Origin of the sequence: Candidatus Aquicultor secundus, from assembly GCF_002791875.1 — a bacterium.
GTDB lineage: Bacteria > Actinomycetota > Aquicultoria > Aquicultorales > Aquicultoraceae > Aquicultor_A > Aquicultor_A secundus.
Genome location: NZ_PFNG01000177.1, coordinates 449 through 19387, shown reverse-complemented (window position 1 = coordinate 19387; position 18939 = coordinate 449). Strand labels below are relative to the sequence as shown.

General features: G+C 51.6%; 19 protein-coding genes, 2 tRNA genes and 1 other RNA gene. 16 read left to right on the top strand and 6 right to left on the bottom strand.

Annotation, left to right across the window (positions count from 1 at the left end):
- Nucleotides 1–5: 5 nt before the first annotated feature.
- The 10 genes from COY37_RS07435 to COY37_RS07390 all read left to right on the top strand — a co-directional run bounded on the left by COY37_RS07435 (nt 6) and on the right by COY37_RS07390 (nt 6629).
- Nucleotides 6–94, top strand: a tRNA-Ser gene (locus tag COY37_RS07435).
- Nucleotides 95–205: 111 nt separating this feature from the next.
- Nucleotides 206–294 (top strand) — tRNA-Ser (locus tag COY37_RS07430).
- Between the two features lie 7 nt (nt 295–301).
- Nucleotides 302–567: signal recognition particle sRNA large type (gene ffs / locus COY37_RS07425), an RNA gene on the top strand.
- A gap of 52 nt (nt 568–619) precedes the next feature.
- On the top strand, nt 620–2332 hold the full coding sequence (dnaX, locus tag COY37_RS07420; protein WP_286977049.1) for a DNA polymerase III subunit gamma/tau: 1713 nt from the start codon (nt 620–622) through the stop codon (nt 2330–2332).
- The gene (locus COY37_RS07415) at nt 2333–2671 is read left to right on the top strand and encodes a YbaB/EbfC family nucleoid-associated protein (protein ID WP_286677757.1); all 339 of its coding nucleotides are present in this window, start codon (nt 2333–2335) and stop codon (nt 2669–2671) included.
- Nucleotides 2672–2890: 219 nt separating this feature from the next.
- Nucleotides 2891–3493, top strand: a complete 603-nt coding sequence (recR, locus tag COY37_RS07410; RefSeq protein ID WP_286677756.1) for a recombination mediator RecR — start codon at nt 2891–2893, stop codon at nt 3491–3493.
- Nucleotides 3494–3561: 68 nt separating this feature from the next.
- Nucleotides 3562–4140 carry a 2-oxoacid:acceptor oxidoreductase subunit gamma family protein gene (locus COY37_RS07405; RefSeq protein ID WP_286677755.1) on the top strand — a complete coding sequence of 193 codons (579 nt, stop codon included), beginning with the start codon at nt 3562–3564 and terminating at the stop codon, nt 4138–4140.
- The gene (locus tag COY37_RS07400) at nt 4140–4475 is read left to right on the top strand and encodes a 4Fe-4S binding protein (RefSeq protein ID WP_286677754.1); all 336 of its coding nucleotides are present in this window, start codon (nt 4140–4142) and stop codon (nt 4473–4475) included. Before COY37_RS07405 ends, COY37_RS07400 begins: the two co-directional genes overlap by 1 nt.
- Nucleotides 4475–5689, top strand: coding sequence for a hypothetical protein (porA, locus tag COY37_RS07395; RefSeq protein ID WP_286677753.1), 1215 nt, complete (start codon nt 4475–4477; stop codon nt 5687–5689). The genes COY37_RS07400 and porA overlap by 1 nt, the downstream gene beginning before the upstream one ends.
- Before the next feature lie 7 nt (nt 5690–5696).
- Nucleotides 5697–6629: a thiamine pyrophosphate-dependent enzyme gene (locus tag COY37_RS07390; RefSeq protein ID WP_286677752.1), complete on the top strand. Its 933-nt coding sequence runs from the start codon at nt 5697–5699 to the stop codon at nt 6627–6629.
- A 112-nt stretch (nt 6630–6741) separates the two neighbouring features.
- On the opposite strand, the gene COY37_RS07385 is transcribed toward COY37_RS07390, so the two are convergent.
- Nucleotides 6742–7482 carry a hypothetical protein gene (locus COY37_RS07385; protein ID WP_286678300.1) on the bottom strand — a complete coding sequence of 247 codons (741 nt, stop codon included), beginning with the start codon at nt 7480–7482 and terminating at the stop codon, nt 6742–6744.
- 311 nt (nt 7483–7793) lie between these two features.
- On the opposite strand from COY37_RS07385, the gene COY37_RS07380 reads away from it, so the two are divergent.
- On the top strand, nt 7794–8159 hold the full coding sequence (locus tag COY37_RS07380) for a hypothetical protein (protein WP_286678301.1): 366 nt from the start codon (nt 7794–7796) through the stop codon (nt 8157–8159).
- Nucleotides 8160–8232: 73 nt separating this feature from the next.
- The gene (locus COY37_RS07375; protein ID WP_286678302.1) at nt 8233–8622 is read left to right on the top strand and encodes a hypothetical protein; all 390 of its coding nucleotides are present in this window, start codon (nt 8233–8235) and stop codon (nt 8620–8622) included.
- Between the two features lie 38 nt (nt 8623–8660).
- Here COY37_RS07375 and COY37_RS07370 read toward each other — a convergent pair whose 3' ends face one another.
- On the bottom strand, nt 8661–11864 hold the full coding sequence (locus COY37_RS07370) for a DEAD/DEAH box helicase (RefSeq protein WP_286678303.1): 3204 nt from the start codon (nt 11862–11864) through the stop codon (nt 8661–8663).
- A 184-nt stretch (nt 11865–12048) separates the two neighbouring features.
- Between COY37_RS07370 and mntA the strand changes: the two genes are divergently transcribed.
- The gene (mntA, locus tag COY37_RS07365; protein ID WP_286678304.1) at nt 12049–12501 is read left to right on the top strand and encodes a type VII toxin-antitoxin system MntA family adenylyltransferase antitoxin; all 453 of its coding nucleotides are present in this window, start codon (nt 12049–12051) and stop codon (nt 12499–12501) included.
- Between the two features lie 45 nt (nt 12502–12546).
- Here the strand turns inward: mntA and COY37_RS07360 are convergent, their stop codons facing one another.
- A complete protein-coding gene (locus COY37_RS07360) occupies nt 12547–12828 on the bottom strand; it encodes a CopG family antitoxin (protein WP_286678305.1) in 282 nt (93 codons plus the stop codon).
- A 242-nt stretch (nt 12829–13070) separates the two neighbouring features.
- Here COY37_RS07360 and COY37_RS07355 point away from each other — a divergent pair, with 242 nt between their 5' ends.
- Nucleotides 13071–14261: an ATP-binding protein gene (locus tag COY37_RS07355; protein WP_286678306.1), complete on the top strand. Its 1191-nt coding sequence runs from the start codon at nt 13071–13073 to the stop codon at nt 14259–14261.
- Nucleotides 14262–14279: 18 nt separating this feature from the next.
- On the opposite strand, the gene COY37_RS07350 is transcribed toward COY37_RS07355, so the two are convergent.
- On the bottom strand, nt 14280–14633 hold the full coding sequence (locus tag COY37_RS07350) for a class I SAM-dependent methyltransferase (protein WP_286678307.1): 354 nt from the start codon (nt 14631–14633) through the stop codon (nt 14280–14282).
- Nucleotides 14634–14876: 243 nt separating this feature from the next.
- Between COY37_RS07350 and COY37_RS07345 the strand changes: the two genes are divergently transcribed.
- Together COY37_RS07345 and COY37_RS07340 are read left to right on the top strand one after the other, a co-directional pair.
- On the top strand, nt 14877–16253 hold the full coding sequence (locus tag COY37_RS07345; RefSeq protein ID WP_286678308.1) for an NAD(P)/FAD-dependent oxidoreductase: 1377 nt from the start codon (nt 14877–14879) through the stop codon (nt 16251–16253).
- Nucleotides 16254–16274: 21 nt separating this feature from the next.
- The gene (locus COY37_RS07340) at nt 16275–17546 is read left to right on the top strand and encodes an adenylosuccinate synthase (protein WP_286678309.1); all 1272 of its coding nucleotides are present in this window, start codon (nt 16275–16277) and stop codon (nt 17544–17546) included.
- Between the two features lie 2 nt (nt 17547–17548).
- On the opposite strand, the gene COY37_RS07335 is transcribed toward COY37_RS07340, so the two are convergent.
- The gene (locus COY37_RS07335; RefSeq protein ID WP_286678310.1) at nt 17549–18268 is read right to left on the bottom strand and encodes a class E sortase; all 720 of its coding nucleotides are present in this window, start codon (nt 18266–18268) and stop codon (nt 17549–17551) included.
- Between the two features lie 8 nt (nt 18269–18276).
- Nucleotides 18277–18939, bottom strand: a 663-nt coding sequence (locus tag COY37_RS07330) for a DUF2079 domain-containing protein (RefSeq protein WP_286977042.1), incomplete at its 5' end; no start/stop codon positions are given.

The window sequence follows — 18939 nt, the reverse complement described above, 5'->3', positions numbered from 1 at the left end:
CAACTGGAGGAGTCGCATAGCCCGGTCGAGTGCGGCGGTCTCGAAAACCGTTAGGCCCATTAGGGTCTCGAGGGTTCGAATCCCTCCTCCTCCGCAAGGTGCTTGCCTAATGAGAGGTCCCTGTTGTATGTGAAATTTTTAAACGTGTGGTAAAATTGCAAGGTGAAAAAACGTTCGAGCGTTTTTTCACGATGATGTTTCATCCGGAGGAGTCGCATAGCTTGGCCTAGTGCGCACGACTGGAAATCGTGTTGGCGGGGAACCGTCTCGAGGGTTCGAATCCCTCCTCCTCCGCAGATGACCGTGCTAGGTGGGGAGGTAGCGGTGCCCTGTTGCTCGCAATCCGCTATAGCGGGACTGAATCCCTGCTCCAGGCTCCCCGGTTGTGAGGTCGGTTGTTGCGCAAGTGGTGTTGAAGGTCGGGTCCTGCGCAACGGAAACTCGTGAACCCCGTCAGGTCCGGGAGGAAGCAGCGGTAAACGGGCTATTCCGTGTGCCGTGGGGAAGCCTGGCTGGAGCTAACTACGTAGCAGCGCTTGGGGCCGGATGTCAAAAGCAGGTGCACGGTCGTCATCTTTTTGTAATTATGTTCAACCAGGAACCGCCGGAGGCAAAAAAAGTGGCGTACGTATCGCTGTATCGAAAATGGCGACCGCAGACCTTCGATGAGATAGCAGGCCAGCCCCACGTTATCCAGACGTTAAAAAACGCGATTGAGGCGGGGAGAATCGCCCACGCCTATCTTTTCTGCGGTCCGCGCGGCACCGGAAAAACAACCACGGCGCGCATCCTGGCGAAAGCGATCAACTGCGTCAAGGGCCCTACGCCAACGCCCTGCAACGAGTGCGATTCGTGCAGGTCGATCAATGACGGCAGCTCCATTGATGTACTGGAACTTGATGCGGCCTCGAACCGCAGGGTCGAAGAGATTCGCGACCTTCTCGAGAAAATCCCCTACAGCTCGACGCAGGGCGGTAAGAAAGTCTATATCATAGACGAGGTTCACATGCTTACCACCGAGTCGTTCAATACGCTTTTAAAGACGCTTGAGGAACCACCCGAGCACGTTGTTTTCGTGCTGGCGACCACCGAGCCGCATAAGGTGTTGCCCACGATCCTCTCGAGATGCCAGCGGTTTGATTTCAGGCGTATATCGGTCGCCGATATCGAGGCGCGCCTGCGTTTTGTCGCCGAGGCCGAGCATATCGATATCGATGAGAGCGCACTCTTTTTAATCGCACACCACGCGCAAGGGTCGCTTCGCGATCCGCTCGGGGTGCTGGACCAGCTTGCCTCCTTCTCGAAGGAGAAGATAGAGAGCGCCGATGTCGTCGCACTGTTGGGTATCACCGACAGCGAGCTTTTATTGCAGTTTTCCGATACCCTTATCAAGGGCGACCTCGGCGAAGGGCTTTTGCTTATCGATGGTCTCATTGAGAAGGGTTTTGATCTTCGCCAGTTTATCCAGGACCTTTTGGGGCATCTTCGCAACCTGTATCTTGCGCAAACCGTGCCCGATATGCGCCTTGCCGGCGTACCGGATGAGCTGAAGGAGAAGCTTATCGAGCAGGCGTCGCGGGTCAACCCGCGCCCGCTCCTCTTTTTTATAAACACGCTAAGCGATCTTTATAACCAGTCGAGGTGGGCGACCGATATGCGCCTGCTCTTTGAGATCGCCCTCTTTAAAATGGTAAAAACGGGCGATGACGCCTCTATCGAGGGCGTCATGTACCGGGTGGAGCGTTTGGAGAACGCTCTGGCGGGCGGGGCGACCGCAAAAGATGTCCCGCACCGCACCCCCGCAAAGGGGCAGGGGATGCCGGCGGGCGCCATAGTCGATATGGAGCTGGTGAAGCGGGCCTGGCCGCAGGTTTTAAAAATCATAAAAGAAAAGAAGCGCTCGCGGTACGACTTCTTTGCGCGGGCCGTACTCGACCGCGTCGAAGACGGGAGATTGGTGCTCGCCCTTAAAGAGAGCGATAAGGCATTTGTAGAAACACCGGAAAATCTGAAGCTGCTCCGCGATGTGCTCAAGACCGCAAGCGGGGTTACCATCCCGATAGTGTGTGAGCTTGCCAAGGAAGCAGCCAATGAAGCAACCGGCGGCAAAGCCAATGATGGAATTAGCAGCACGGTTAGCGGTGTAGCGAGTGGCGCAACCGGTGGCGGCGCCAAGACGGTGGCGGTTACGCATACCACGGCGGAAGACGGCCTCACCCCGTCTGATATGATACCCGCAGATGATTATATTAAATTGGTTCGGGATACATTTGGTGCTAAGATAGTCGAAGAAATTTCGATTGAAGAGATTAAAAACCAGGAGGGCACATAGATGAAGGGCGGTCCACAGTACGGGAACATGATGAAGCAAATCCAGAAGATGCAGGCCGATATGGCAAAGGCCGAAGCAATACTGGCGGAAACCAAAATAGAGACGAGCGCGGGCGGTGGCGCGGTTAAAGCCGTCGTGACCGGCAAGCAACAGCTTCTTGAGGTAAGAATAGACCCCTCGGTGGTCGATCCCGAAGACGTCGAGATCCTCGAGGATATGATCGTAGCGGCGGTCAATGAAGCGCTACGCCAATCCCAGGACCTTGCGCAGAAGAAGATGGCCGAGGTAACCGGGCCTTTGGCGGGCGGCTTAGGTGGTCTGGGCTTACCGGGATTCTAAAAGAGGGTCCAGGGGCCTGGGATAAAGATCGTTTACGAGCGCCGACATCTCTTGAGCCGGCGCTTTTTTGTCCAAGAATTATTTTTAAGAATCAGGTATAATAAAGGGGTTATCAGTTCTCAGCCATCTCTAGAAAATCAGTGTAAATCTATAAATAAGCTGAGTCCTATGAACTGATAGCTGCAGCCACAACGAGAAAGTAAGGTGTTATAGTAAGCTATGTCCTACTACGCTGGCCCGGTTGCAAGCCTGATCGAGGAGCTCTCCAAGCTTCCGGGGGTCGGGCCGAAAACCGCACAACGACTTGCTTTTTATATCCTCAAGGCATCGCCGGATGATGCGAAAAAACTGGCGCGGGCCATCGATGAGGTAAAAGATAAAATACGCTTTTGTGATGAGTGCTTTAACGTTACCGATGCGGTAATATGCGAATTATGCAAGGACCCAGGCCGCGACCAGGCGGTTATCTGCGTTGTGGAGGAACCCAGGGACATCGTCGCGCTTGAAAAAACCGGCGAGTTTAAGGGTCTTTACCACGTTTTGCAGGGAGCGATCTCTCCTATCGACGGCATCGGGCCGGATGATATCCGGGTTAAAGAACTCTTAAAGCGGCTTGGCGAAAAAAAAGATGTGCGCGAAATTGTAGTCGCGACCAACCCCAATATCGAGGGCGAGGCCACGGCGATGTATCTTGCGCGGCTAATCAAACCCCTCGGTATCAAGGTCACACGCATCGCCAGCGGTCTGCCCGTGGGCGGGGATCTTGAGTATGCCGACGAAATAACCTTAGGTCGCGCCCTTGAAGGAAGGCGGGAAATGTAGTTTACTTCTATTAACCTTTGGCTAGTGGCCATTGGCTTGTGGGAGCTTAGATATTTTCGGAGGTGACAATGGGAGTGGAAAAACTTACTGAGATTCGCTGGCACGCACGGGGCGGCCAGGGCGCGGTTACGGCCGCAAAGCTCCTGGCAGAGACGGCCCTTTCGCAAGGCCAGTATTTCCAGGCGTTTCCGGAGTACGGCCCTGAGAGAATGGGCGCTCCGATCTTGGCGTTTACGCGAATCAGCAACGGGCCTATCCACATTCGCAGCAGCATTACCAATCCCGAAATCGTCGTGGTTCTCGACTCGACGCTTTTGAGTGCGGTTGATGTTACTGAAGGGTTGGATACCGACGGTGTTTTAATTATCAACACCGATGAGGAACCGGCTGCTATTCGTAAAGCCATGAAGCTAAAAGGCCGCAAGGTCTATACGGTCGATGCGACTAAGATCGCGAAGGAGACGATCGGCCGTGCAATTCCAAATACGCCCATGATGGGTGCGCTGGTTCGGGTTACAGGCATAATGCCGATCGAGAATGTGACGGAGTATCTGCGTAAGTCGTTCGGCAAGAAGTTCTCCGAGGAGATCATCGAGGGCAACGTAAAAGCCGTCGAGCGCGCCTATGCGGAGGTGAAAGCAGAATAATGAGCAAAACTAAGATAAAGACGCAAACCAAATGGAATATTAAAGGCATTGAGAATTGGGGCTGGAAGAAGCACCCGCTGGGCGCTACCATCCCCGAGGCGGGCAATGCCGCTGATTATAAGACCGGCGGATGGCGTTCGAATAGGCCGATTTGGGATGAAGAAAAGTGCACGAATTGCCTTATCTGCTGGATTAATTGCCCAGACTCGAGCATTCGCGTTAAAGACGAGAAATGGGACAGTTTTGACTACGATCATTGCAAGGGCTGTGGCATCTGTGCCAATGTCTGTCCGACAAAAGCCATTACAATGGTCGAAGAAGGAGGCGAGAAATAATGGCGACAACAGCTAATAAAGCGACTACAAAGCAGACGACTGTTGCCATGACCGGTAACGCGGGATGTGCGCTTGCCATGAAGCAAATCAACCCCGATGTTGTTGGGGCATATCCGATTACGCCCCAGACAACCATCGTCGAGGAGTTTGCAAACTACGTGGCGAACGGTGTGGTAGATACCGAGTATATCAACGTCGAGAGCGAGCACAGCGCGATGAGCGCGTGCATCGGCGCATCGGCCGCTGGGGCCAGGGTTATGACGACAACCTCGTCTCAAGGCCTTGCGCTCATGTGGGAGGAACTCTCTATCGCGTCCGCGATGAGGCTGCCTATCGTTATGCACAACGTCAACCGGTCGCTCTCCGGCCCAATCAATATTCACTGTGACCACTCCGATTCGATGGGTGCACGTGATATGGGATGGGTGCAGATGTTCGGTGAGACCGCCCAGGAGGCATACGATAACACGATTATCGCGATGCGTGTGGCCGAGCACGAGAAGGTAATGCTGCCGGTCATGATCATGCACGATGGCTTTATCACAAGCCATGCAATCGATCGCTTTGATGTTTTAGACGACGAGGTCGTTAAGAAGTTCGTCGGTGAGTATGTGCCAAAGCGCGCACTGCTCGATACGGATAATCCGATGACCTTCGGTCCGTTTGCGATGCCGCCGTATTATTACGAGCAGAGAAAAGCCATGCGCGTGGCTCTCGAGAACGCAAAAGATGTCGTGTTGAAGGTTTCGAAAGAATACGGCAAGCTCTCGGGCAGGACCTATGGCCTGTTCGAGGAGTATCGCCTTGATGACGCGCATATCGCCGTTATTGTCCTGGGATCGACCGCCGGCACGGCGAAGTATGTCGTCGACAAACTGCGCGATAAGGGCATGAAAGTCGGCCTTCTAAAGCCGAGGCTCTTCAGGCCGTTCCCGTCTGCCGAGATGGCAGATGCGCTTTCGCACTTAAAGGCCGTTGCGGTTATGGACCGCTCCGATTCCATCGGTGCACCGGGCGGACCGGTCTACATGGAGGTAAAAGCGGCACTTTATAACACTACAAAACGCCCGCATGTTCAGGGCTACGTATATGGTCTTGGCGGTAGGGATACCGGCCCGGACCAGATCGAGACGGTCTTCGGGGACCTGCAGAAGGTGGCGCGCGGCGAAGAAGCCCCGCGCGAGGCCGTTACATTACTTGGAGTAAAGGAGTAGGAGGCAGATGGCAACTATTAAAGAGCTTAGTCATAAAGAAGAGCGCCTTACCGGCGGTCACAGGCTGTGCGCCGGTTGCGGAGCCTCCATCGCAGTTCGCCAGGTGCTGCTGGGCACGGATAACCCGGTAGTCGCCGGTTCGGCAACCGGGTGCCTTGAGGTCTCGACGACCCCGTATCCGTTTACCGCGTGGGGTACCCCGTTTATTCACAACGCGTTCGAGAACTCGGCCGCCACAATGAGCGGCGTCGAGGGGGCTTACAATGCGCTTAAGAGAAGAGGGAAAATCCCTGCGGATAAAGAGATAAAATTCGTGGCGTTCGGCGGCGACGGCGGCACGTATGACATCGGTTTGCAGTCGCTCTCCGGTGCGATGGAGCGCGGCCATAACATGCTCTACGTATGCTACGACAACGGCGCGTATATGAACACCGGCATCCAGCGCTCGGGCGCAACCCCGTTTGGCGCAGCGACGACAACGTCGCCGGCCGGCAAAGTGGGCCAGGGCAAGCCGCAGGCGCGAAAAGACCTTACCCAGATTATGGCGGCCCACAACATCCCGTATGTTGCGCAGGCGAGTATCAGCCACTGGAAAGACCTGGTCAACAAAGCCGAGAAGGCTTTCGCAGTTGACGGCCCGGCGTTTATTAACGTAATGTCTCCCTGCCCGCGTGGCTGGAGGACGCCAAATGAGATGACGGTTGAGATCGCAAAACTTGCGGTACAGACCGGATTCTGGCCGCTCTACGAGGTTGAAGACGGCGAGTGGAAGCTTAACTTCAAGCCGGCAAAGGGGCTTAGGCCGGTCGAGGAATTCTTGAAGCCGCAGGGCCGCTTCAAGCATTTCTTCAAACCGGGCAACGAGCACCTTATCGAAGAATTCCAGTCCCAGGTTGACAAGAACTGGGAGCGGCTTAAGAAGCGCTGTGGAGTAGAGTAAGCTTGGCGAGCCGGTAAATGGTCTAATCGGTAACCCATGAATGAAATAGCAGCGGGCGGAGAAAAACTCTCCGCCCGCTTTGCGCATATTAGTTCTTGTTAGGCGTTATGAGCTAATACGAGCCGTAACCACTATATACATCCAGATCTAAGAGCCACCAATATTCTCCGCTTCGAGTCCAACTTATAGTGCGCTCGGCATAACCACCGGCGTAGCACGTAATTGTTATATAGTGAGCGACGTCTGTTCGCTGTGCATCGTCACCGAAGTCCCAATTATAATACTTTCCATTCCCTGATTGATCCATTCTCGACCATGCATAGTAAATGTACGGGTCGCCAATCCAATAGCTGCTAATATGCCAGTGAGTACCTGCTTGCGATGGATAGGCCGCCCATGGGCTTATGCTGTGGCTCTTAAAGGCAAGCGAGCTTCCATAATCATACCAGTCTACCCTTAATTTAGTAGAACACAAGTCGTAGCCTACCGGATCATCTGTAACGAGTTTTACCCAATTATAACGCGTTACTGTTGCAGCAGACACACCACTCGTACCCGCTGTTTCCTCGACAGTAGTGGTCTCAATCTTTGCAGTTTTATACGTTCCCTTTTTCCCGTCGACCTTAATATTGTATGCTTCGATTGTCTGATTCGTCTTGAAAGAATCCTTGATATTAACTGTCGAACCATTATCAGTTTGGATAAACTCCACTTTATCAAGGACGACGTAGCTGCCTTTCTCTGGCTTTAAGATTTTTTCGCTTTTGATGCCTGCTTGGGCTGTGGCCATTGGTGCCAGACACAGAGACAAAACAAGGGCAACCATAAGAATAAGTGAGACAAATCTTCTCATCGGTCACATTCTCCTTTCTTGACATGTGCATTTAAGTTATTGTGTGTTTGATTGGCCTTCGTATTATAGCAGGTTGGTTTATTGCATTGTGCTCACCTCCTTTACTAGGTTGCAAGTTGCATGTGTTAATGGAGTACAAACACCCAACTATATTATGATATAAAAACATAATATAAATAGATAACAACATTCAAATAGAAATCTTTACAAACAATACAATCGCCGAATATTCGATATTATATTTATGGTTCCTGGTATATTGGTAACTATTTTTGTAAAATAATTAAAACTTCTAGCAAATAGGAGGGTAGATGAGGCAATTTAAGCCCAAGGGGAGATCAATTATCCATAAAGTTGCGTTGATTAGCGGGCTATTCGCTGCAGCCCTTGCTGTTTATTATTGGGTGAGGATGGTTTTTACTAATCCGTATAATGGGCCGGTTCGCAGCGATGTTGTATTTAATACTTTTGTTATGGTACTCCTTCCCGCGTGCCTCGCCATGGCCTCTATTCTTATCAAGAAACCGTTGCTCATGTATGGCGCGTTTTTGCTGGCTCTTCCGACAGGATTCTATATGGCGTTGACTCCCGGTATTTTTAAGTGGTATGGGGTCGTGTTGGTCCTTTACCTTGCATCTGCTATTCTGATGACTTTAGATAGTAAAGCAAGAGCTTAAGCGATATCATATGGCGTCATTCTTATAGTCAAAATGGCGATTCGATGCTTCTCTTGTTGAGTTATGCGGTTTAATGGAATATACATATACTATGCGACCGGATATCCCGTTTAGTCAGTATGCAGAAGAGGTAACGCGCGACGTGTTCATTGTTGTCGAACCAATCGCGTTAAAGATCGAGGAGGGCGAGATCGACGATGCCCGCCATATGCTGGGCCGCCTCACCCTTTGGTTTCTGGGCCAGATCGAGGCCGGCAAACTCGAACCCTGGAAAGCGCGAAACTCGTATTTCCTTTTGAATGTTTACCTCACGGATAATTACCCAGGGGATATCCTGGGCGAAGAGGCCCACGAGCTTATCTATGAGGGAACCCTGCTTCACGAATACGGCAAGGACTTCGGCCCGGATATCGGGTATATGCGGGAACTTGCCAACAGATTGTTAGAAGAAAATGAACGATAGGCTTTTAAAATCGACGTTGCTTACTTCGTCTCGTGTTTTTATACATCTACCCGTCTAAAAAGCTCTTCCAGGTCGTCTTTGGTAAGGGATTTGCCCAGGTCGCCTTCGGATAGGAGGTTATCGAACAGCGCTTTTTTGTGCTCCTGGAGCACGAGTATTTTCTCTTCGATGCTGTCTTTGGTAATCATTTTATAGACAAACACGTGTTTATCCTGGCCTATGCGGTAGGCTCTGTCCGTGGCCTGGTTCTCGACCGCAGGATTCCACCAGGGGTCAAGGTGGATGACATAGTCGGCGGCGGTAAGATTAAGCCCCGTGCCGCCGGCTTTAAGGCTTATTAAAAACAGAGGAACATCGCCTTCATTAAACTCCTTAATGACTTTCGAGCGGTCGCGCGTACGCCCGTCCAGGTAACAATACGGGATATTCTTGCTATCGAGCCATCGCTTTAACAAGCCGAGCATTTGCGTAAACTGGCTGAAAACGAGGGCGCGGTGCCCTTCGTTTGCAAGTTGCCCGACCATCTCCTCAAAAAGCTCCATTTTGCCGGATGTCTTTACTTTATGCGGGGCGACCTTAAGAAGTTGGGGGTTATTGCAGACCTGCCGTAACTTTAAAAGGGCGTCGAGAATCGTAATATGCGACCGCTCTATGCCTTTTGTGGCAATCGATTCAAACACTTTAGCCCGGTAGGTATTTAAAACCTGCTGGTAAAGGGTTCTTTGGGATGAAGTCATTTCGCAGTAAGCGACGATCTCAGTTTTAGGCGGCAGTTCCTTTGCGACATCCCGCTTTACCCTTCGCAAGATAAAGGGTTTCAGCCTTCTTTTCAGTCTCTGAAGCGCCACCATATCCCCGGTTTTCGCGATCGGTTTTTCATACCGTTTCTGGAAACTTTTGTGGCTGCCCAATAACCCCGGCATCAGGAAATCAAAAATCGACCAGATTTCGGTAAGATTATTCTCCATCGGCGTACCCGTCAGGGCTAACCTATGATTCCCAATTAAACGCTTGCAAAGCTTGCTCGTTTGGGCTGCCGGATTCTTTATAAACTGGGCCTCATCAAGGATTATGTAGTGATACGCGTGCTTCTGTAGCTTCTCAAAATCGCGGCGCAGCAGGGCATACGTGGTGATAACGATATCGGCACCTGCTATATCTTCAAACCCCTGGTGTCGCTGTGGGCCGGTAAGCACCAATACCTTTAAATCCGGCGTAAAGCGGCGGCTTTCTTCCTTCCAATTATACGAGACCGAGGTCGGCGCTATAATTAACGAGGGTTTTGTGGCAAGCCCCTCGTTTTTCTCCCGTAAAAGATGGGCGAGCGTCTGGACGGTTTTCCCCAGGCCCATGTCATCGGCTAAGATGCCGTTAAAGAAAAAGCTCGAGAGAAAGCCAAGCCAATCCAGGCCGTCTTTTTGATATTCCCTGAGCGTCGCTGTCAACCCGTGGGGGATATCGACCTTCTCTATCCCCTTGAACGAATCAAGTCGTTCTCTTAGCATATCAAAAGAGGGAATTGATCTTAGATCCACCCCCGACAGGATTTCTTCCGCCAGCGGGATATTGTGCGACCTGAGTTTTAGCTTGCCGTTGTTTGTGGCAGCGGCTATTTCCTGTCCTTCAATATCCGCCAGTTCTTCAAGAGGCGCGGTTACTTTATGCAGCCAGTCAAGCGGCAATTGCGCCCAGCTATCGTCATCCAACTGGATATACTTTCTTCCCGACTTGTAAATTGCCAGCACGGTGGAGATATCGACAAGCGAATCGCCGTAGCCGATCTCAAGGTTGAGATCAAACCAATCGATGCCCGACGATATTCTCGCTCCAACTTTCGGCCTGGCTCTATTCAGGCGAAGAGAACCGACTTCTCCCACGACCTCCCAGCCCCGAGCTTTTAATGGAGCAACCGAATACGACAGAAAATCTAAAGCGTCGTCACCGTCGAGCCAGCCGGTTCCGGTAGGGTCGAGCATAACGCCTGCTTCTTCAAGCATCTTGCGGGCGTTCTCTTCATCATCCAGTCGCCGTCGAACCCAAAACGAATCGCCGTCGCTCGTAGCTTTTAGTATCTTCGCTGAAGCGCCCGGCTTTACTTGAGGGGGGCCGTCGCCGTAGGCGAAACAGGGCTTTAGAATAAGACCCTTGTTACCTCCATCCAGGTAGAGGACCGGTCGCGGCTGAATGTCGTTCCGGGCATCCTGTATCCTGGTGCTTTTTATTTCTAACGCATTTTTATCTAAGAGCGGGTCGTAGTAGCGCTCCATAAAAAGCGAAACCTGCTCTTCTTTAACAACGTGCGGTTCCTTTAAGAACGCCCTGAGAACTGAGCCGGGCAGATTTGTTTCGAGAGGAAAAAAACCATGACCGTTGGTTACCCATGGTTTGCTCTCACCCAGGACAAAAAGCTTGTCTTTGACTTCGTTGATTTTTTCAGGATAAAACAATACTTCGAATTTATGGTTCTCGCCATCCTCAATAAGGGAGAGGACAGCCTTTACCGGGGCTAAAGCTATATGCGCCTTTATCTGGGTAGAACCGAGAAAAACATGTTCTTCGTCGGCAAGCATCCTCAGCAGGGGATCGATGATATCGGGTGAAATATAGGTCGTGGAATAAATCAGCGTTCTGCCAAAAGCAAATAAACCCAAAATAGCTTTATCCCTGTCACGAACGAATGTGCTCGGCGACATCGGGTCATAGTAATAATGCTCCTCCTGTCCCTTGCCGTTTTTTCCAATTCGCGCCTTAAAGAGTTCGATCGCCAATTGGGAATTTATGGTTACGCCTAGTCGATATATAAGGCGGTAGTAGCCGGTTTTTCGCTCCGGCGCGGTTGAACCAACGATTTTATCCAGGGCAAGTTGCCACGGGACATAGCCGCCATGGCCCTCTATTGCGAGCTGGTTAAACCCTCTTGGATGAACGTCTTCTTTTATCGGTTGCGAGCTATAATCCAGGTAGGTCAGGGCTAAGGCTACCGCGTGTTTGCAGACATCCGACCGGTCGTACGGGCAACTGCACCAACAATCAAGGTCCCCGTCCCTGAAGTCGATTCCGGTTGTGTAACGGTGGTTTCCGGAACCTCTAACCGTGCCCGTGATGTATCCCGGCTCGTGCTCCTCCCAATCCACAACCTTGCCGTCTTGATAATATTCACGGCCACGGCTGTAGATCGCCGGCAACGCGGCGTCTTTGATCATGTCTCGCGTTAACTTATAGTTCGAAATCCTCAAGCTCATTGTTTCAAGGTATTTTATTGGGTTTTCGGTGTCAAGCGTTAGACAACGGGAGTGCCAGACAACGAGAGCACGGCGATCGGTTCGGCAGGTTTCCTGGCGTTGCACATGCAGTTTACAGTGCCGAATCCAATCGTTACTATTAACACGTGTACACCGTTGAGGATCAGGCTATAATATGAGTGATATGAGCGCTAAAAAAAGAAGCGAAAATATAACGGAGAAAACAGTTGCCGCTTTGACCGGAAGCTTAAACAAAATCCTGGCCAAATACCCTGTCGTGAGCGCGTATCTGTTTGGGTCTTACGCCAAGGGAGACATCCACCTGGGAAGCGATATTGACATTGCCCTCTATGTAAGGCCGCATTCAATCCTGTCGCTAGATGAGGAGCTAACCCTGGGTCGCGAGATCGAAGAGCTAAGCGGGCTTGCGCCAATAGACGTGCGAGTCATGAATGATATGTCGCTTGCCATTCAGGGGGAGATTCTCACCAGGGGTATCCTGTTGTTTAGTGTAGATGAAAAAGAGCGGGTTTCATATGAAACCAGGACCCTGGCCTTGTATCTCGATTATCTTCCTCATATACAGTACTTTCGCAAGGAGTTTCTGAAATCGGTTGCAGATAGAGGGATTTTGTAATGGTGGATAAAGCCGTGATTGCATGTAGAGGGCTTTTAAATTAACTTAACCAGCGCGTCTCTCTTCCTCTTCAAGGCGCTCGATAACCCAAACCCGCATTAATGTCTGATAACCAATTCCCTTGCGCTGAGCAAGCTTTTGAAGGCGCTCGATAACCTCATCGTCGATCCGAAATGATAATAATCGTTTCTTCGGGCGTGTGACTATTATCTCATCAGTCACATCCTCCATGTCGTCAAGAAATTCAGTAACGCTATGGGTTTTCCAAAATTCGCGCTCTTCCTCTTCGTTCTTAAAATGTGGAAAATCGGTAACGCGAATTGCCATGAACTGCTCCTCGCCGGTCGGACAAGTATTGTAGCTACATTGTAGCTACAATCAATGATTTGCGCAAGAGTTTTATCTGCGAAGGTTCTCTTAACGAAGTTTGGGTGCGACAGATGATTCATTACAACAAGGTAAAACAAGGAAGAGAGAGTTGACGGCCAGCACGCTTAGTAATAAAATTACTCAATATGTTGAGTTATTTTACTCAACATATTGAGTAAAATATCAAAGAGGGTGTAGACGTGCTGAAACTTTACGTCAGGGATATAAACCAAAAATTAATCGGAAGAATTTCTGAACCGCGCCGGTTTATCCAGGTTCTTTATGGGCCACGCCAGGTTGGTAAGACAACGGCTGTTAAGCAAGTTCTTGAGGAGGTAAATATACCTTCTCACTATGCATCGGCCGATCAACCTACCATGAGGGACGAGACCTGGCTGGAACAGCAGTGGGAACTTGGGCGCTTGAAGGCGGCAGGTAAAAAGGACGCTGTTTTAGTCTTGGATGAGGTTCAAAAAATACTGAATTGGCCTGAGGTAATAAAACGCTTATGGGATGAAGATACCTTTCAAAATACCCCTTTACGGGTAGTTTTGCTTGGTTCTTCACCACTTCTCATGCAGAGAGGCCTTACGGAAAGTTTGGCCGGAAGATTTGAGGTTATTAGAGTTGGCCATTGGTCGTTCTTGGAGTGCCAGGAATATTTTGGCTGGGATGTGGATACCTTTATCTATTACGGGGGATACCCTGGAGCCGCCCCGCTTACTGAGGAGCCGGAACGCCGGATACGTTATATTCAAGATTCGTTAATAGAGACCACGATATCTCGTGACATTTTGCTGATGACCCGTGTTGATAAGCCGGCACTTCTGCGAAGACTTTTTTACCTATCATGCGAATACTCCGGGCAAGTTCTTTCATATCAAAAGATGTTGGGACAATTGCAGGAAGCGGGGAATACAACCACCCTCGCACACTATTTAGAGTTGTTAAGAGGTGCTGGTTTTGTTACGGGCTTGAGCAAGTTTTCAGGTCAAGCTGTGCGCAGAAGGGGCTCAAGCCCAAAGCTACAGGTATTCGATACGGCGCTTATAACGGCCCAATCTCATTTATCTTTCCAAGAGGCCAAGAGGGACCGTAGTTTTTGGGGTCGTCTTGTTGAGTCGGCTGTCGGAGCCCACCTTTTAAACATCGCATCCAGTGGTAAGATCGAGCTATTTTACTGGCGTGAGGGCGATAAAGAAGTTGATTTTGTCATCCGCAGAGGAAACAAGCTTACAGCCATTGAGGTTAAAAGCGGTCGAACTAAAGGTGTTCTGTCGGGCATGACCGCTTTTAGCAAAGCCTTTACTCCACAGCATAAACTTCTAATCGGGGGCGACGGAATCCCCGTGGACGAATTCCTGAAATCAGATCTTTCTGAGTGGATGTAAATCTCCCAGGGCTATCATCTACTCACAGACATAGGTTACAAACGGGAAGCTTTCGTTTTCTTTTTGGATGGTCCAGCCGACCTGTTTTATCATCTCGCCGACATTTTGTTTCGTGAACTCGAAGAAGCCTTTTGGCTCGGTTATCAGGAAGTATTTGAAGTTTTTCCAGAAGGCGGGCCAGCGCGCGAAGCCGAATTCCATTATCACCAGGCGTTTTGAAATCCGCCTGGCCTTTTTAAGCGCTTCTTTAGCGCCCTGAACGGTCATCTCGTGCAGGCCGAGTACGATAAAGGCGATATCGAACTCATTATCATACCCACTACTCGTCCCCCGATTGCTGAATATTATACCTGAAAGCAGGTTCGGGAGCATACGACTCCCGGCTGTTTTCTTGACTTTAGCTGGTCGTTTAGCTATGCTAATTACGCACATGTTCACATTTTAAGGCGTGCAATGGTACAAACGCATAACCTTGAAACGTGCGTGATCGGTCTGCATTTGCAATGCGGACAACCAAATGAAAAACGCCAGACTCGGATGGACGGCGGGGTTGTAGGGAGTATCCCAAGAGCCTTCTGTTTGAGTTTTTTTGTGCGTATAAAAGGTGTGTAACGGATGGCAGAGTATGATGTCATCATTGTCGGAAGCGGCCCCGCGGGTATATTTTCCGCGCTTGAACTCGTAAAAGAGAGCAAGCTAAAAACTCTTATCATTGAGAAGGGGCCGGATATTAACAAAAGAAAATGTCCTGAGAGGCTTACGGGAAAATGCGCCCATTGTGAGCCATGCCGTATTACCTCGGGTTGGGGAGGCGCCGGCGCTTTTAGCGACGGCAAGCTTACCCTCTCAACCGAGATCGGTGGATGGCTCTCGGATTACGTGGGAACGGCGGAACTTGCAAGGCTGGTCGACTATGTCGATGGCGTCTATCGTGCCTTTGGTGCGACCGATGTGGTGCACGGCACCGACGATGAGAAGATACGCGAGCTGCAACGCCAGGCAACCCTTGCGGACATGAGGCTTGTTCCGCAGAAGGTCCGCCACATGGGGACCGATCGCAGTAACGATATCTTGAAGCTGATGAAGCGCCACCTCGATCCCGCGATCGATATTAAAACGGGCGTTCAGGTGATAAATATCCTGGTCGAGGACGGGCGTGCGGTCGGTGTGCGAACCGGGTCGGGCGAAGAGATCACCGGCCGGTTCATCATCGTGGCCCCCGGTAGGGAAGGCGCGGATTGGCTTAACGTAGAGGCCAGGCGCCTCGGGCTGGCCCCGGTCAACAACGCCGTCGACATCGGGGTGCGCGTCGAGGTTCCCGCGGTCGTTATGGAGCCGTTGACAGAAGAGCTTTACGAGCCAAAGCTCATCTATACATCGAAGTCGTTTCAGGATAGGGTGCGCACGTTCTGCGTCTGCCCGTACGGTATTGTCGCTCCCGAGTCGACCGATGGGATTACGACGGTCAACGGGCACAGCTACGCGGATAAAAAGACGGACAACACCAACTTCGCCCTGCTGGTCTCGACGGTGTTTACCGAGCCGTTTAAAGAGCCGATCAAGTACGGCAAGTATATCGCACGGTTGGCGAACTTGCTTGGTGAAGGCATCATCGTGCAGCGCCTTGGAGACTTAATGGACGGGCGGCGTTCAACCCCCGAGCGGATTGCACGGGGAACGACCGCGCCGACCTTTACCGATGCGACGCCGGGCGATTTAAGCTTTGTGCTGCCGTATCGCTATCTATCCGATATCAGAGAGATGCTCACGGTGCTCGATAAACTGGCGCCGGGGGTTAACTCGAGAAATACGCTCCTGTACGGCGTAGAGGTAAAGTTTTATTCATCGAGGATGAAACTCACGCCGCAATTGGAGACCGAAATTAACAACCTATATGCCATCGGTGACGGGGCCGGGGTTACGCGGGGGCTCATGCAGTCCTCGGCAAGCGGCATCGTCGCTGCACGCGCGATTCTTAAGCATAATTCTTAATCAAGTATCTGGGAGGAAATAATGCCTGCAACGATTTTAATCGGCACTCAATGGGGTGACGAAGGAAAAGGAAAGGTTACAGACTGGCTGGCCAACGACATGGATATGGTCGTTCGCTACCAGGGAGGACACAACGCCGGGCACACGGTAATCGCCGAAGGCCATAAGCTCAAACTTCATCTATTGCCGTCAGGGATACTGCGCCCGCATGTCGTCTCGGTCATCGCCTCGGGATTGGTTATCGATCCCCAGGCCCTCATCATGGAGCTTGATCTCTTAAAAGACATCGGCATCGGCGAGCCAAATCTCGTAGTCAGTACAAACGCCCATCTCATTATGCCGTACCACCGGGCGCTCGACCAGGCATCCGAAGTGAAACTGGGCAAGTCAAAAATCGGCACGACGGGTTTAGGGATAGGCCCGGCCTACACCGATAAAGCATCGCGTGTGGGCCTTCGCATGCAGGACCTGATGGACATGAAGATCTTCCGGGAAAAGCTTGAAGTCGCGCTTAACTTTAAAAACCAGGTTTTAACCAAAATCTACGATGTCGATCCTCTGGATATCGACCAGATTATGGATGAGTACCTCTTGCATGCCGAGCGGCTTAAAAACCTCATCGGCGATACCAGCCGGGTTATCAACGAGGCGCTTGATGGCGGCAAGAACGTGCTCTTCGAGGGCGCCCAGGGCATGATGCTCGATCTCGATCACGGGACGTACCCGTTCGTGACATCCTCCTCGCCGATTGCCGGTGGGGCGTGCGTCGGCGCCGGGGTAAGCCCAATGCGCATCAACCGCATCATCGGCATCGTTAAAGCGTATACCACCAGAGTCGGAGCGGGCCCCTTCCCAACCGAGCAGGAGAACGATACCGGTGAGACCATGCGAAGCGTAGGCGGTGAGTACGGCACGACGACCGGGCGCCCCAGGCGCTGTGGCTGGTTTGACGGCGTTATCGCCAAGTACGCCGCCAGAATAAACGGCCTGACCGGCATCGCCCTTACCAAGCTTGACGTCCTCTCGGGGTTTGAGACCATTAAGATATGCGTCGGCTACGAGCACGAGGGCAAGCTCTACGAGCAGATGCCGTGCCACCAGAGTATCTTCCACAAATGCACCCCGGTCTACGAGGAAGTGGAGGGCTGGAACACGGATATATCGGGCGCCGACTCCTACGATAAACTGCCCAAGGCGGCGCAGGACTACATCGTTAGACTTGAGGAGATGACCGGCGTTCCAATCGAGATGATCTCGGTCGGCCCGAGCCGCATGCAGACCATCCTGCGGTAAATCTAATTCAGGAGCTTATCTTCGTCCAACATCTTGGCGGTGATGATAAGCCGTGTTTTTGCGCTGTAGCGCGGGTTGCATGTGGTAAGAGTTAAGGTCTTGTCTTTGGTGGGCGCGATTACGCTCACATCGGTAGGGATAACGACTTTTTGACCGACCACGTAGTAGGTATATTTCTTGTTTGACAACGAGTAAATCTCGATGGGGTCGCCTTTTTTTAGCTCGTCGAGGTAGTAAAACGGGTGACTGTGCGTTACCCTGTGGCCTGAGATAACCATGTTGCCCACCTCGCCGGGATAGGCGGTCTCTTCCATATGGCCCGGCCCAAGTGCGAGGGCCTGCTCGTCAACCCCCTGCACCACGATGGCGTCAAGACTGATTCGCGGGATAACGATTCTGGCGAATGGCTTTAGATGCGCCACCGCAACCCGCTTGACCGCTTTTTGATCCCGCGCGATTGAAGATGTGGTTTCGGTCGAGGATGCTGTTTCGCGTTTGGTCGATGCCGTACGCCGGGATGGGGCCGATACAACCGGCAGGTCCTCGTGGAAGTCACTGCCCCGGGTGCGGTTCTCGGCTTTTATCCACTCGTCGTGCATCCGTTCCTGGGTATAGCTTGTCTCAACATCGGTATAGTTTATCTTCAGCAAGATAAACACGCCAACGGCGATCAGTATAAGTCCCGCTATTCGTAATATCCGTGAGAAGCGATCACCGGCCATACGCGCTCTTACTTTCTCTTAAGAACCAGGATCTCGTCCCGGTTGAAGATTTGCCTGAAGCCCTTATTTCTAAGTTCATCTATCAACAAACGCTGGTCACCCGGCAGGTTCTTCACATCTACTACCACATACTGTATCAAGGCTTTCTTATGCGGGTGCTCTCCCCTAACGCCCCAATTTACGGTTTTAAACGGATTGGGAAACTCGTAAATCTTCTGCCGGTGGGCCAGATGCGGCACCATGCTGCAGTATGCGCTCACCGCAGCGTCCTTCGGTATCAAGGAGAGCGCCTCATCCATGCTGCCCCTTCGCTCGTTGCTATTCGTCCAGTAGCCGCGGGTAAAGTTGGGTGAGAGCGGTGATGGGCTCAGGTAGTAGTTGGATACCAGGGCTGCGACGATAATGAGCCCCGCCATAAGCACCTTGCCTTTGGCTTTAAGCCCCAGCTTCTCGATTGCGAGGATGCCCGAAACGAAAACGAACGGGATGATGGTCGCGGTGTAATGGTACTGTATCGAGTCCATATAGCCCTGCTGGCTCACCAGGTTCGAGAACAGGGTGGGCAGCGCTATCAGAAGCGTCTCGATATTCATGAGCGGGAAGAAGGCCATCGGCGCAAGAAGCTCTAAAAGGTACATGAGTTTGCGCTCCTGCCCGACGATGGATAGCAC